The sequence below is a fragment of the Pseudomonas sp. FDAARGOS_761 genome (assembly GCF_013343155.1).
Lineage (GTDB): Bacteria > Pseudomonadota > Gammaproteobacteria > Pseudomonadales > Pseudomonadaceae > Pseudomonas > Pseudomonas aeruginosa.
Genome location: NZ_CP054572.1, coordinates 2,295,557 through 2,310,242, shown reverse-complemented (window position 1 = coordinate 2,310,242; position 14,686 = coordinate 2,295,557). Strand labels below are relative to the sequence as shown.

Below are 14,686 nucleotides of genomic sequence, written 5' to 3'. Positions count from 1 at the left end.
TCACTGTTTCCTCGCGGCGAAGTCGATGCGCGGGTCGACCAGGCTGTAGGCCAGGTCGCCGGCCAGCTTCACCAGCAACCCGAGCAGGGTGAAGATGAACAGGCTGCCGAACACCACCGGGTAGTCGCGGCCGAGCGCCGCTTCGTAGCCCATCAGGCCGAGGCCGTCGAGGGAGAACAGCACCTCGATCAGCAGCGACCCGGTGAAGAACACCGAGACCAGCGCCGCCGGCAGCCCGGCCACCACCAGCAACATGGCGTTGCGGAACACGTGGCCGTAGAGCACCCGGCGCTCGCCGAGGCCCTTGGCGCGGGCGGTGGCGACGTACTGCCTGGATATCTCGTCGAGGAAGCTGTTCTTGGTCAGCAGGGTCAGGCTGGCGAAACCGCCGACCACCAGCGAACCCACCGGCAGCGCCAGGTGCCAGAGGTAATCGGCGAAGCGCGCCAGCGGGCCGAGGCGCTCGGCGCCCTCGGAAGCCAGGCCGCGCAGGGGGAACCAGTCCAGGTAGCTGCCGCCGGCGAACAGCACGATCAGGACGATGGCGAAGAGGAAGCCGGGCACCGCATAGCCGACCACCACCAACGCGCTGCTCCACAGGTCGAAGGCGCTGCCGTGGCGCACCGCCTTGGCCACCCCCAGGGGAATCGACACCAGGTAGGTGATCAGCGTCGCCCACAAGCCCAGGGACAGCGAGACCGGCAGCTTCTCGGCGATCAGGTCGACGACCCGTGCGTCGCGGTAGAAGCTCTCGCCGAAATCCAGCCGGGCGTAGCTCGACAGCATCAGCCAGAGCCGTTGCAGCGGCGGCTTGTCGAAGCCGTACTGGCGCTCCAGGGCGGCCACCAGCTGCGGGTCGATGCCGGTCTCGCCGTGGCGCTGCGGTTCCAGAGCGCCATGCCCACCCTCCCCGCCACGCCCCAGCGGGCCACCGCCGTCGACGCCCTGCAGGCGCGCGATGGCCTGATCCACCGGCCCGCCGGGTGCGGCCTGGACGATGGCGAAGTTGATCAGCAGGATGCCCAGCAGGGTCGGCAGGATCAGCGCCAGGCGGCGCAACAGGTAGCCGCCCATGTCACTGCGCCTCCCGGCTCGGCACGGCCCGCTCGCGGACTTCCCACCAGGTGTTCAGCCCGAGGCTGTAGCGCGGCGCCTGCGGCGGTCGGCCGAAGCGATTCCAGCTGGCGATCCAGACCTCGTCGGAATACCAGGTCGGGATCAGGTAGTAGCCCCATTGCAGCACCCGGTCGAGGGCACGCACGGCGGTTTCCAGGGCGGCCCGCGAGTCGGCCTCGACCACCGCCTGCACCAGCCGGTCGATGGCCGGGTCCTTCAGGCCGATGCGGTTGTAGCCGCCGGGATCGGCGTAGCTGGAGGAATGCCAGAAGCTGTACTGCTCGTTGCCCGGCGAATTGGACTGGGAGAAGCTCGAAACGATCATGTCGTAGTCCCGCGCACGTATGCGCTCGATGTATTGCGAAGCGTCCACCTGGCGCAGGCGCATATCGATGCCGATCCGCGCCAGGTTGCGCTGGAACGGCAGCAGCGCGCGCTCCAGGCCCTTGCCCTGGAGCAGGAGTTCGAAGCGCAGCGGCCGTCCGGCGGTATCCAGCAGGCGTCCGTCGATGGCATGCCAGCCGGCCTCGCCGAGCAGGCTGTAGGCCTGCACCAGGCGCTCGTGGATATCGCCGCTGCCGTCGTTCACCGGCGGAGCGTAGGCCTGGCCGAAGACTTCCTCGGGGATCTGCCCGCGCAGCGGCTCCAGCAAGGCCAGTTCGTCGGCGCCGGGCAGGCCGCGAGCGGCCATCTCCGAGTTGTCGAAATAGCTGCGCAGGCGCTTGTAGCGACCGCCGAAAAGCTGTCGGTTGGTCCATTCGAAGTCGAACAGCAGGCTCAGCGCCTGGCGTACCCGGCGGTCCTCGAACAGCGGCCGGCGCAGGTTGAACACCAGGCCCTGGAGGCTGGCCGGGTACGGGTAGGGAAAGCTCTCCTGGCGCAACCGGCCATCGCGCAGGGCCGGCGAGTCGTAGCCGCTGCTCCAGGCCTTGACGCTGGTCTCGACATTGATGTCGGCCTGCCCGGCCTTGAACGCCTGCAAGGCCACGCCGCTGTCGCGGTAGTAGTCGAAACGGATCCGCTCGAAGTTGTACAGGCCACGCCCGACCGGCAGGTCGCGAGCCCACCAGTCGGGGTTGCGCCGGTAGCTCACCGAACGCCCCGCCTCGGCCTTCTCCAGCCGGTAAGGTCCGCTGCCCAGCGGCGGCTGCATGCTGCTGCGGTTGAAGTCGCGTCCCTGCCACCAATGCCTGGGCAGCACGTAGAGCTGGGCCAGCACCAGCGGCAGTTCGCGGTTGCCGGCATGACGGAAGTCGAAGCGGATGCGCAGGCGATCCTCCACCACCGGCTCGCGGACCTCCTTGTAGTAGGCGCGCCAGAACGGGCTGCCCTGCTCGACCAGGCTATCGAAGGAAAACTTCACGTCCTCGGCGGTGACCGCCACGCCGTCGCTGAAGCGCGCCCGCGGATCGATATGGAAACGCACCCAGCTGTTGTCCGGGGCTTTCTCGATGTAGCGCGCCAGGTAGCCGTATTCGGTGAACGGCTCGTCCAGCGACTGGAAGCCGAGGGTTTCGTAGATCAGCGCGGCCTGGGTCATGCTGATCGGCGTGCCGCGGTTGGCGAAGGGGTTCAGCGTGTCGAAGCTGCCGCTTTCCATCCGCCGCAGGCTGCCGCCCTTGGGCGCCTGCGGGTCGACGAAGTCGAAGTGCTGGAAACCCGGCGGGTATTTCGCCGGCTCGTCGTAGAGCGTGATGGCATGGCGCGGCTCGCTGCAGGCCAGGCTGGCGAGCAGGCAGCAGGCGAAGACCAGGATGCGTCCGGGCATGGCTCAACCACCGAAGTGATAGCTGAAGTCCAGCCACCATTGGCGGCCCATGGCGTCGTAGTTGCCGGTGGGATAGTACGGCCAGCCATCGGAGTCGTCCTCCTTGATCTGGTCGAGCAGGTTGTTCACCGTCAGGCCGACGCTGGCGCGTTCGTTGAGCCGGTAGCGGGCGCTGGCGTTGAACACCGTCCACGGGCTCAGGCGCCCGCTGCCAGCGGCGTTGGTGACGCTGCCGTAGCGCACCGCGAAGAGCGTCGAGGTGAACTGTGCGTAGTCCCAGGTCAGGCTGGCGTTGAGTTTGCTGCGCCAGTCGTGGGAGTCGAGGCTGTCGCGCTGGTTCTCGCTGGGGTAGTCGTCGGACTGCTGGTAGTCGTGGGACAACACCAGGGTGTAGCCGAGGGTCGAGGAGAAGGCGCCGTAGTCGCCGGCGCCCCAGCGGATGTTGCTGCGCAGGTCGATGCCGCTGGTGCGCTCCTTGGCCGCGTTGATGGCATTGACGTAGACCTTGTTCAGGCGATTCGGATCGACGCTGGCGTCGCCGGCGTTGCGTTCGACCCGCGCCAGGGTGTCGCGGCACTGCGCCGAGTCCGGATCGAGCCCGCCGCTGCGGCAGGCCGCCTCGTCGCGCAGCAGTTTGTCCGGGTCGAGGGTGGTCAGCAGGTCATCGATCTGGATGTGGTAGTAGTCGGCGGAAAAGTCGAACCTGCTCGACGGCGACCAGACGAAGCCGTAGCTCCAGTAGCGCCCGCGCTCGGACTTCAGGTCGGGCGTGCCGCTCTGCACGTAGTCGACCCGGCCGTTCTTGCAAGCGCCGTCGACGCCTTTCTCGCAACCGTAGTAGTCCTTCTGCGCCGGGTAGTAGCCGTTGGCGTCGGCCTGGTAGATGTAGTTCAGGTCCGGCGCGCGGAAGCTGGTGCCGTAGCTGCCGCGGAGCAGCAGGCTGGTCAGCGGGCGCCACTCCAGCCCCAGGTTGTAGGTAGTCTGCTCCTCGGTGCGACCGCTGAACCTGTACTGGTCCCAGCGGCCGGCGGCGGACGCCAGCAGCGTGTCGTGCAGCGGGATGCTGAATTCGCCGCCGGCGGCGTAACGGTCGCGCGAGCCGCCGGAGCTACTGGCCTTGGAGACGTTGTAGAGGGAGCCGTCGTTGTATTGCGAGTCGGGACGGATCCTGTAGCCCTGCTTGCCCACCTCCAGCACGCCGGCGAAGGCCACCGGGCCGGCCGGCAGGTCGAACAGCTCGCCGTTGCCGGTGAAGCTGTAGGTCTGCGAGTAGGACTCGCTGTGCTGGGTCACGTTGCGCCGCAGGCTGCGCCACTCTTCCTCGCTCAGCGGACGTCCGAGGCGCGCCGGATCGGGATCGTAGACCGGGTAGCCATCGCGTTCGCCGAGCTTGCGGCCCAGGTACAGGTCGAGGATCCCGGCCGCCGGGGTGTAGCGGGTAGTGCGGTCGCTGCGGTACTCGGAGCGGGTCGCGGCCAGTTCGTATTCCCAGGAAGTATTGGCGACGCGGTCGCTGTAGCCGAGGGTGCCGGTCCAGGACACCTCGCGCCACTTGCTGTTGTTGCTGCTCTTACCGCCGATCTCCTCGGGCGAGAACAGCCGGTACCAGCGCTCCAAGTCGCCGCTGGAGGCATTGATGAAGTCCGGCGAGGTGAAGGACGGCCCGCGGGTATTGTTCTGCAGGTGGTCGAAGCCGAACAGCAGGTCGGCGAACAGCTTGCCGCTGTCGCTCAGGTGCCAGGTGCCGCCGGCGTAGCCGTCGTAGTTTTCCTTCTTGGTCTGCAGGGTCCAGTAGTTGTTGTAGTACTGGTCAGTCATGCAGCGATAGCCACCCCTGGCGCCCGGCACCGGCGCCACGTTGCCGCCGAACAGGCCGCCGAGGCCGGCGCAGGAGGCGTCGCCGAGGTAGCGTCCGCTCTGCGGGTTCAGCCGGTAACCGACGTTGTTGCCGTCCGGGTAGCTGTCCATGAAACCGCGCTGGTTGGCCCAGACCGGCTGGCGCTGCTCGACCTGCATGCCGAACAGGCCTTCGAAGTCGCCCGTCGCACCGCCGCCGACCAGTTGCAGGCGCTGGTTGTCGCCGCCGCCGCGCTCGGTGGTGCCGGCGCGCAGGTTGACGTCGACGCCATCGAATTTCTTCTTCAGGACGATATTGACCACCCCGGCGATGGCATCCGAGCCATAGATCGCCGAGGCGCCGCCGCTGAGGATCTCGATGCGGTCGATCATGACCGCCGGGATGTTCGCCAGGTTGGTGAAGTTCACCGAGCCGCCATAGGCGGTCGGGTAGTCGGCGACGCGCCGGCCGTTGATCAGCACCAGCGTGTGGTTGGGGCCGAGATCGCGCAGGTTGAGGGCGTTGGCCGCCGGTTGCCAGGTGTTGCCGTAGTCCTCGCCCTGGGTCATGCCGGTGTTCTGGGTCTGCGTCTGCAAGGCCTCGAAGACGTTGCGGTAGCCACGGTTCTGGATTTCCTCGCTGCTGATCACCGTGACCGGCGACGGCCCTTCCTGCTGGGCGCGGGGAATCCGCGAGCCGGTCACCACCACCCGCTCCAGGGTCTGCTCCGCGTTCGCCGCCAGCGGCTGCACCTTCGCCGCCGGTACGACCGCGCGCAGCGGCGCGGCGGAAATCACCGCGCCGCGCTCGGAACGGCGGAACTGCAGGCCGCTACCGCGCAGGGCCTGTTCCAGGGCCTGGTCGACACTCAGCGGACCGCGCACCGCCGGCGCCTGCCGGCCGCGCACCAACGCCTGCTCGAAGGAGATCAGCAAGCCGCTCTGCCGCGAGATGCCTAGCAGCACCTGGTCCAGCGGGCCGGCGGCGACGTCGAAGGTGAGCGCCTTGGCGGCGAGCGCGGGCGTCTCCGCACGAGCCTCCGGCGGCGCGGCGTAGGCCGCCGCGAGCAGCGCGGCCAGGGCCAGGCTGGAAGGCAGGCGTGTGGATGGAGCATGGTGCGGCATCGTTCGGTTCCCCCCGAAAACATGGTTTCCAGGGGATGAGCGATGAGCGCGGGAGATTTGCAGGGCCAGCTTGGAACGCTTTGTTCTGAGCTTATAAGCGCGGGCGAATAGGCATAGCGGCGGATAACGCCTCCGGCGTCATTCGCCCCAACCGACAATCTTCCCCAGCTCCGCTACCGGCCTTGCCCCGCGTAGGGCGAATAGTCGCTTGCGGCTATCCGCCGGTTCAGGCACGGCGTATCGGCGGATAACGCCTCCGGCGTTATTCGCCCTACCCGACAATCTTCCCCAGCTCCGCTACCGGCCTTGCCACGCGTAGGGCGAATAGCCGCTTGCGGCTATCCGCCGGTCCGAACACGGCGTTATCCGCCCTGCCGCCCTCGGGTCAGTACGTCAGCGCCCCGCACCAGTGCGCGCTCTTCAGTTCCTCGTAGAGCGCGCCGATCTTCAGCGAGCACTGCCGCGACGGCGGGTAGATCAGCGACACCGGGCACAGCGGCGGTTCGAAGGGCTGGAGGATGCGTACCAGTCGACGCCGGCGGATCGCCTCCTCGGCCATGAAGCCCATCACCTGGACGATGCCCTGGCCGACCAGCGCCGCGTCGACCAGCGCGTCGGCCACGTCCAGCACCAGGTCGCCGCGCACCGCCAGGCTCAGCGGCTGGCCGTCGCGCTGGAACTGCCATTCCAGCAGCTTGCCGGTGTGCAGGTCGCGCACCGTCGGGCAGTTATGCCCGGCGAGTTGCTCCAGGCGCTCCGGCGTGCCGTGACTGCGCAGGTATTCCGGCGACGCCACCGTGACCCAACGCAAGGCCGCCAATGGCCGGGCGATCAGGCGCACGTCGCCGACCCGGCCGAGACGCACGGCGGCGTCGAAGCCTTCCTCGGTGAGGTCGACCAGGCGATCGGTCATCGCCGCCTCGATCTGCAATTGCGGGTAGCGCCGGGTCAGTTCGCGCAGCACCGGCATGATCACGATCCGCCCGAGCGCCTGCGGGGTGGTGATCTTCAGCGGACCGCTCGGCGCGCACTGGCGGTCTACCAGCAACTTCTCGACTTCCTCCAGCTCCGCCAGCAAGGGTGCGCAGCGCTCGTAGAACAGCTGGCCGTCCGGGGTCAGGCTGACGCTGCGGGTGGTGCGGTGCAGCAGACGCACGCCGAGTTCGGCTTCCAGCCGGCCGATGGCGCGCGACAGGCCGGACTGGGTCAGACCGAGGGAAACGGCGGCCTGGGTGAAGCTACGGGTCTCGGCCACGCGGGCGAGCAACTTGACGGCATTCAGGTCCATGGCGATCTCATCGATGATTATTTTCATCAGTGAAAGGACGGAGAGGCTATTTATCACGATTCCAGCATGAGAAACACTGGCCGCGCCCAACCCAGACCAGGAGTCCCGCCGTGACGGACCGTGCCGCCCCTTCCAACTGGATGCTCGCCCTGCTCGCCTGCGCGCAACTGATCATCGCCCTCGACGCCACCATCGTGTTCGTCGCCCTGCCGGAAATCAGCCGGGCGCTGGATTTTTCGGCGCAACGCCTGCAATGGGTGGTGAGCGCCTATACGGTGGCCTTCGGCGGCTTCCTCCTGCTCGGCGGGCGCGCCACCGACCTGCTCGGCCGGCGCCGCATGTACGTCCTCGGGCAAAGCCTGTACGCCCTCGCCTCCCTCGCGGGCGGCCTGGCCCAGAGCGAGTTGCCGTTGATCCTCGCCCGCGCCGTGCAGGGCCTGGGTGGCGCGCTGCTGTTCCCGGCGACCCTGGCGCTGATCGGCAATCACTTCGCCGAGGGCCCGGCGCGCAATCGCGCCCTGGCGATCTGGAGCATCGCCTCGGCGTTCGGCCTGGCCCTCGGCTCGGCGCTCGGCGGCGCGCTCACCGAGCTGTTCGGCTGGGCCTCGATCTTCCTGGTCAACGTGCCGCTGGCCGGCGCCGCGGCGCTGCTCGCCCTGCGCCTGATCCCGGCCGACGCCCGGCGCCAGCGCGGCCGGCGCTTCGACCTGGCCGGCGCGCTGACGGTCACCGCCGGCGCCACCCTACTGGTCTTCGCCCTGGTCCAGGGCCCGGAGTCGGGCTGGGATGCGCCCTCGGTACGTTTCGGACTTTACCTTTCCGTCCCGCTGCTGCTGGCGTTCCTCGCCATCGAACACTACAGCCGCGACCCGCTGATGCCGCTGCGCCTGCTGGGCAACCGCAACCTGCAGGTGGCGATGCTGCTGACCGCGATCTTCATGAGCAGCTACGGCGTGCAGTACTACTTCCTGGCCATCTACTTCCAGTCTGTGTACGGCTACAGCGTGTTGCAGACCGGCCTGGCGTTCCTCCCGGCGACTCTGCTCTGCACCCTCGGTATCCGCGTCGCCGAGCGCCTGCTGGCCCGCCACGGGGCACGCGCGACGCTGGTCGCCGGCCTGCTGCTGGGCGCACTCGGGCTCGGCCTGCTGGCAGCGTGCCTGCCGCTGGGGCGCAGCTTCCTGGCGCTGCTGCCGGCCATCGTGATCCTCAGCGTCGGCCAGGGCATGACCTGGACCGCCATGTGGGTCAGCGCCGCCAGCGGCGTCGACCCCGCCGAACAGGGCGTCGCCTCGGGGATGGCCTCGATGACCCAGCAGATCGGCGGCGCGCTCGGCCTGGCCCTGCTGGTAGCGCTGGCCAACGCCCAGGTGCGCGGCGCCGATGCCGCCAGCCTGCTAGCCAGCCAGGCGCGCGGCATCGAATGGGTGACCGCGCTCAGCGCCCTGCTCGCCCTGTTCGGCGCCGCCCTGGCCTTGCGTCTGCGCCGCGAGGAACCCGCGGCGTTGCAGCCGAGTCGCGGCTGATCCCGCTCAGGCGTCGCCCAGCTCGGCGCCGAGTTCCAGCGCCAGGGCCTGGAAGGCCAGGCGCGCGGCGCCGGGATGGCTGCCCTGGCGCCAGAACAGCGCTACCTGGCGGGTCGGCAACGCCGGCCGCAGCGCCATGCAGCGCAACCCGGCCTGCTGGCGCGCCACCGCCTCCGGCAGGATGCTGGCCAGCCGTCCGCGGCGAACCACGTCGACGATGGCGCTGATCGAGTTCGCCTCCAGCGCCACCCGCGCCGTCACCCCTTGCTGGCGCAGGTAAGCGTCAATGTGCCGGCGCGTGGCGAAGTCGTCGCGCAACAACGCCAACGGCAACTCCGCCAGCGCTGCGGCGGCCAGCGGTGCGTCCGCCGCCGGGTGTTCCGCCCCCAGCACCAGGCCCAGGCGCTCCAGGTAGAGCGGCTGGCTGTCGATCTCCAGCGAACCCGGTTCGCTGAAGGCCACGCCAAGGTCCAGGCGATCGTCGATCAGCGCCGCCTCCAGGGCGTCCTGGGGCAACTCCTCGAGGCTCAACTCGATGCCTGGATAGCGCTGATTGAACGGATCCACCAGGGCGCCCACCAGATAGCAGGTGAAGGTCGGCGTCATGCCCAGGCGCAGGCGGCCGCGACTGAGGTCGCGCACCTCGTGGATCGCCCGTTGCGCCGCTTCCAACTCGCGCAAGGCACGCCGCGCATGAAGCAGGTACAGCTCGCCGACATCGGTGGGACGCACGCTCCTGCCGGAGCGGTCGAGCAATTGCACGCGCAGTTGCTCTTCCAGTTGCCGCACCTGCTGCGACAGGGTCGGCTGCGAAACGTGCAGCGCCTCGGCGGCGCGGGTGAAGTTGCGATGCTCGGCGACAGCGAGCAGGTAGCGCAGGTGGCGAAGCAGCATGGAAACATCCAACTATAGGCCAGACCAATGATTGGAATAATAAACCGGTCTTGGACCCTATGGCTCAATCCGCGCATCCTGGCCCCACCATTCGACGGCCAGGAGCCCAGCGCCATGCGTGACATCATCGACGGCTTTCTCCGCTTCCAGCGCGACGCCTACCCGGCGCGCTCGCAACTGTTCAAGTCCCTGGCCACCCGGCAAGCCCCCAAGGCGCTGTTCATCGCCTGCTCGGACAGCCGGGTGGTCCCCGAGCTGCTGACCCAGCGCGAGCCCGGCGAACTCTTCGTGATCCGTAATGCCGGCAACATCGTCCCCGGCTACGGGCCGCAGCCCGGCGGGGTCAGCGCCTCGGTGGAATACGCGGTGGCGGTGCTCGGGGTCGGCGACATCGTGGTCTGCGGCCACTCGGACTGCGGCGCGATGGGCGCCATCGCGTCCTGCGCCTGTCTCGACCAGTTGCCGGCGGTGGCCGGCTGGTTGCACAACGCCGAGGCCGCACGGGCGATGAACAGCGCCCACGAACACGCCTCCGAGGCGGCGCGGCTGGACGCCCTGGTGCGGCACAACGTGATCGCCCAACTGGCCAACCTGCGCACCCACCCCTGCGTCGCCCGCGCCCTGGAACAGGGTCGGCTGAACCTGCACGGCTGGGTCTACGACATCGAAAGCGGCCGCATCGACGCCCTCGACGGCGCCAGCCGGCGCTTCGTCTCCCTCGCCGAGCATCCCGAAGTGCGCGCGGTAGGCGGCGCACCCGGGCAGGCGGTCGCCTGAATCCCTTCCCTCACAACCACCCGCAAGGAGAGTCATCCCATGCAACACAGCCAAGTGTCCCCCAACGCGCGCCAGCAACTGGCCGAGACCGTGGTCCTGAACAAGGCCCGCCTGGGCCTGTCCTGGCAGGATCTGGCCGACGGCACCGGTCTCGCCCTGACCTTCGTCACCGCCGCCCTGCTCGGCCAGCATGCCCTGCCAGAGGCGGCGGCGCGCAAGATCGCCGCCCAACTCGGCCTGGACGACGACGCGGTGCTCCTGCTGCAAAGCATCCCGCTGCGCGGCAGCATTCCCGGCGGCATCCCCAGCGACCCGACCATCTACCGCTTCTACGAGATGCTGCAAGTCTACGGCAGCACCCTGAAGGCACTGGTCCACGAACAGTTCGGCGACGGCATCATCAGCGCGATCAACTTCAAGCTGGACATCAAGAAGGTCGAGGACCCGGAAGGCGGCTCGCGGGCAGTGATCACCCTCGACGGCAAGTACCTGCCGACCAAGCCGTTCTGAAGCGTCGCGCCGCCCGGCTCGCCGCCGGGCGCGCGCCTCAGCGGCTGGCGATGCTGACCCAGTAGGGCCCGTGGTAGTCGATCCGGATCGGCAGGCTCTGCTCCAGCAATGCCAGCGCCACGCCGCTGTCGTCCAGCGGGTAGATACCACTGACGCGCAGCGCCGCCGCGTCGTCGGCGACGCTGACGATGCCGCGGCGATAGGCGCGCAACGCCTCCAGTACCTCCCCCAGCGGACGGTCGCGGACCTCCAGCCGGCCATCCAGCCAGGCGCTCTCGCCGCCTTCGGCAGGACCTCGGGCGAGAATCGCCGAGGCGTCGAAACGCGCGCTCTGGCCGCGCTCCAGCAGGCATTGCCGTCCGTCGGCCGTGGTGATCCGCACCCGCGACTCGAGCACCACCACCCGCGAGCTGGCACCGTCATCGCTGACCTGGAAGCGGGTTCCCTGCGCCTCGACCTGGCCGCGCCCGGTGTCGACGACGAACGGCCGCGCCGGATCCCGTGCCACGTCAACCAGCAGGCGCCCCTCGCGTAAGCGCAGGCGACGCCGGTAGCCATCGAATTCGGGGCGTACCCGGCTGCGCGCGTCCAGCACCAGTTGGCTGCCATCCTCCAGGCGGAAACTCTGGCGTTGTCCGGTGCCGGTATACAGGTCGCCGGGCCAGGGGAAGCCGACGATGCCGATCCGCCCCAGCGCCAGCGTCGCCACGCCGAACGCCGCCAGGCCGAGGCTGCGCTGGAGAAACCGGCGACGGGCGGACGGCGCCTCGAGGGCTCCGATCAATTGCTCGGCGCGCAAGCCGTGCAAGGGCTCGTCGCGAAACGACTGCAAGCCCAGGCTGAGCCGGTCGAACACCGCACCGTGCTCGGCGTCGGCCTGGCGCCACTGCTGGAACGCCAGGCGCTCCTCGGCGCCGGCATGGCCGGATTGCAGCAGCGCCATCCACTGCGCCGCTTCGTCGAGGATGCGTTCGCGCCTTCCCTGGCTCATTCGGCAAGCACCTGGTAGCACTGCTTGAAGCCCTCGACCATGTACTGGTGGATGCGGCTGACGGAAACCTCCAGCAAGCCGGCGATCTCCACGTAGGTCAGTCCGCCGATCTGGCTATGGATGAAGGCGGCGCGGGCCTTCGGCGACAGCCCGGCGAGCATGCGCTCCAGGCGCAGCAGGGTTTCCACCACCTGGGCCTGCTCCTCGGCGGACGGCGCGAGGGCATCCGGAAGCCCGGCCAGGCTTTCCAGGTAGGCGCGTTCCAGGTCCTGGCGCCGCCAGCCGTCGTACATCAACCGGCGGGCGATGGTGGTGAGCAGCGCGCGCGGCTCGCGGATGCTTGCCGGGTCCGGCAGGGCGAGGACCTTGAGGAAGGTTTCCGAGGCGATGTCCTCGGCGCTGTGGGGGCAGCCGAGGTAGCGCCGCAGGCGCCCGCTCAGCCAGGAATAATCGTTCTGGAACATCAGGCCGACGAGGCGATTGCGTGTCTGATCCATGCCCATTCCGCACTCTCGTGCTACGGGCCTGCGCCACCGGGCGTCGGGGTGGCAGGCGAAACCTTGATCGGCGGGAGGCGGCGCCGACGTCGGATTGCACGTGTCCCTCCCGCAAACAGCGATGGCAGACCGCCGGGGCCTGCGCGGAAGGCAATATGCCGCAGAAGCCAGAACGCAAAAAAGAATATTAATTAAGGTGTACTTAACTTTTTGGCATTAGAAGATCGCCATCCCGCGACGACTGTCGTCATTCCTTACGAAATGGCAACGCCGCGAGCCGCGGAAAGCGGCATACTCGTCAGCTTGTTTCGCCGCGTCGACAGCGCCCGCACCAATGTCCGCCTCGCTCCCCAACGACACCCCGCCCAACGACACCCTGCCCCTGGTCCTGGCCGGCCCCCTGCTGCGCCGCGCAGAGCCCGAGCGCCTGGTGTTCTGGCTGGCCACGTCATGCCCGACGACCATCGAGCTGGTCCTCGCCAGCGAAGGCGAGGCGGAGCGTCGGATCCGCCTCGCGGAAGGAACCCACTCGGCCATCCGCATCGGCACCCATGCCTGGCTGCACCTGCTGGATGTCGCGCTCGACCCGCCGTTGCCCTGCGCCCGGCTGGTCGACTACGACCTGCGTCTGGCCGCCGACGGCCGGGAGCCCGCGGGAATCGCCGAATGGGCGCCGCATCTGCTCTACCCCGGTCGCCAGCGCGCCAGCCTGGTGCTCAAGCCACGTCTCGACCAGTTGCTCCACGGCTCCTGCCGCAAGCCGCATCACCCGGCGGCCGATGGCCTGCTGCAGGTCGACCGGCTGCTGGAGGAAAACCTGCTGCAGGCCGAAAGCCGCCCGGCGTTGCTGATGATGAGCGGCGACCAGGTCTACGCCGACGACGTCGCCGGGCCGATGCTGGTGGCCATCCATGGGCTGATCCGCCGCCTCGGCCTGTACGGCGAACACCTGGAAGGCGCGCTGGTGGACGACAGCGAGGCGCTCTACGCACACCCGGCCACCTACTACCGGCGCGAGGACCTGCTGCCCGCCTTCAAGTCCAACGAAGCCCTGCGCGAGCGCTTCTTCGGCGGGGTGAAGAAGCCGATCTTCACCTCGGCCAACGCCCACAACCATCTGGTCGGCCTGGCCGAGGTGCTGGCGATGTACCTGCTGGTCTGGTCGCCGGCGCCCTGGCGCCTGGTCAGGCTGGAACCGCCGCCGGGGCTGGATGCGCGGCACGCGCAGCGCTTCGCCGACGAGCGCCGGCACATCGAAGCCTTCCGCGATGGCCTGCCCGGCGTGGCGCGGGCACTGGCGCATATCTCGTCGCTGATGATCTTCGACGACCACGACATCACCGACGACTGGAACCTTTCCGCGCGCTGGGAGCTGACCGCCTACGGCCATCCGTTCTCCCGGCGGATCATCGGCAACGCCCTGCTCGCCTACCTGCTCTGCCAGGGCTGGGGCAACGACCCGCAGCATTGCGGCGAATGGCTGGCGCCGGTCGCGGCCCTGATGGAGGGCGCCGCGGCAGACGGCCGGCTGCCCTGCGCCGAGCAGGACCGCCTGCTCGATGCCCTGCTCGACTTCCAGCACTGGCACTACCGGTTGCCTGGCAGCCCGACCCTGATCGTCCTCGACACGCGCACCCGCCGCTGGCGCAGCGAGCGCAACCTGGGCCGGCCCTCCGGGCTGATGGACTGGGAGGCACTGAGTGAACTCCAGCAGGATCTGCTCGGCGAAAAGGCGGCGATCATCGTGTCGCCGGCGCCGATGTTCGGGGTCAAGCTGATCGAGGGCGTGCAGAAGCTCTTCAGCTGGATCGGCCAGCCGCTGCTGGTCGATGCGGAAAACTGGATGGCCCATCGCGGCGCGGCCTCGGTGATGATGAACATCTTCCGCCACTCGCGCACGCCGGGTAACTACCTGATCCTTTCCGGCGACGTGCATTACTCCTTCGTCTACGACATCCGGATTCGCCACCGCGAGCACGGGCCCCGGCTCTGGCAGATCACCAGCAGCGGGATCAAGAACGAATTCCCGCGACGCCTGCTGGACTGGTTCGACCGCCTCAACCGCTGGCTCTATGCGCCCTGGTCGCCGCTGAACTGGCTGACCCAGCGGCGCAGCCTGGAAATCCGCCCGCGCGTTCCGCAGCACAGCCAGGCCGGCGAGCGCCTGTGGAACAGCGCCGGGATCGGCCAGGTATTCATTGGCGAGGACGGCCGTCCGCGCGCGGTGTTGCAGGTCAATGCCGATGGCTCGCCGGCGACCGCCTTCGAGCGACATCGCGACGTCGAAGACGAACGAGCGGACCAGTCGCCGGTCGCGCCGGGTCGCTGAGACGCCAGAACAAGGGGGACGGGCGGACG

The 14,686-nt window shown here is 68.9% G+C and carries 11 protein-coding genes; 4 read left to right on the top strand and 7 right to left on the bottom strand.

The features are described 5' to 3' along the window. The 4 genes from FOC67_RS10900 to FOC67_RS10885 form a co-directional block, all read right to left on the bottom strand. Positions 1 to 1,074, bottom strand: coding sequence for a microcin C ABC transporter permease YejB (locus FOC67_RS10900; RefSeq protein WP_009315657.1), 1,074 nt, complete (start codon positions 1,072 to 1,074; stop codon positions 1 to 3). Position 1,075: 1 nt separating this feature from the next. Then, complete coding sequence (locus FOC67_RS10895) at positions 1,076 to 2,884, bottom strand: extracellular solute-binding protein (protein ID WP_009315656.1); 1,809 nt, start codon at positions 2,882 to 2,884, stop codon at positions 1,076 to 1,078. A 3-nt stretch (positions 2,885 to 2,887) separates the two neighbouring features. Next, positions 2,888 to 5,845, bottom strand: coding sequence for a TonB-dependent receptor (locus FOC67_RS10890; protein WP_009315655.1), 2,958 nt, complete (start codon positions 5,843 to 5,845; stop codon positions 2,888 to 2,890). 385 nt (positions 5,846 to 6,230) lie between these two features. Continuing rightward, positions 6,231 to 7,133: a LysR family transcriptional regulator gene (locus FOC67_RS10885; RefSeq protein WP_003107805.1), complete on the bottom strand. Its 903-nt coding sequence runs from the start codon at positions 7,131 to 7,133 to the stop codon at positions 6,231 to 6,233. 140 nt (positions 7,134 to 7,273) lie between these two features. On the opposite strand from FOC67_RS10885, the gene FOC67_RS10880 reads away from it, so the two are divergent. Beyond that, positions 7,274 to 8,659, top strand: coding sequence for an MFS transporter (locus FOC67_RS10880; protein ID WP_052150380.1), 1,386 nt, complete (start codon positions 7,274 to 7,276; stop codon positions 8,657 to 8,659). Between the two features lie 6 nt (positions 8,660 to 8,665). On the opposite strand, the gene cynR is transcribed toward FOC67_RS10880, so the two are convergent. Then, a complete protein-coding gene (cynR, locus tag FOC67_RS10875; protein WP_009315652.1) occupies positions 8,666 to 9,553 on the bottom strand; it encodes a transcriptional regulator CynR in 888 nt (295 codons plus the stop codon). 114 nt (positions 9,554 to 9,667) lie between these two features. On the opposite strand from cynR, the gene cynT reads away from it, so the two are divergent. Beyond that, the gene (cynT, locus tag FOC67_RS10870; RefSeq protein WP_009315651.1) at positions 9,668 to 10,330 is read left to right on the top strand and encodes a carbonic anhydrase CynT; all 663 of its coding nucleotides are present in this window, start codon (positions 9,668 to 9,670) and stop codon (positions 10,328 to 10,330) included. A 39-nt stretch (positions 10,331 to 10,369) separates the two neighbouring features. After that, positions 10,370 to 10,840, top strand: coding sequence for a cyanase (cynS, locus tag FOC67_RS10865; RefSeq protein WP_009315650.1), 471 nt, complete (start codon positions 10,370 to 10,372; stop codon positions 10,838 to 10,840). Positions 10,841 to 10,877: 37 nt separating this feature from the next. Here the strand turns inward: cynS and FOC67_RS10860 are convergent, their stop codons facing one another. Continuing rightward, positions 10,878 to 11,831: a FecR family protein gene (locus tag FOC67_RS10860; RefSeq protein ID WP_003128727.1), complete on the bottom strand. Its 954-nt coding sequence runs from the start codon at positions 11,829 to 11,831 to the stop codon at positions 10,878 to 10,880. Further along, the gene (locus tag FOC67_RS10855; RefSeq protein ID WP_009315649.1) at positions 11,828 to 12,334 is read right to left on the bottom strand and encodes a sigma-70 family RNA polymerase sigma factor; all 507 of its coding nucleotides are present in this window, start codon (positions 12,332 to 12,334) and stop codon (positions 11,828 to 11,830) included. The genes FOC67_RS10860 and FOC67_RS10855 overlap by 4 nt, the downstream gene beginning before the upstream one ends. Before the next feature lie 328 nt (positions 12,335 to 12,662). Here FOC67_RS10855 and FOC67_RS10850 point away from each other — a divergent pair, with 328 nt between their 5' ends. Further along, the gene (locus FOC67_RS10850; RefSeq protein ID WP_009315647.1) at positions 12,663 to 14,657 is read left to right on the top strand and encodes an alkaline phosphatase D family protein; all 1,995 of its coding nucleotides are present in this window, start codon (positions 12,663 to 12,665) and stop codon (positions 14,655 to 14,657) included. Positions 14,658 to 14,686 lie beyond the last annotated feature (29 nt).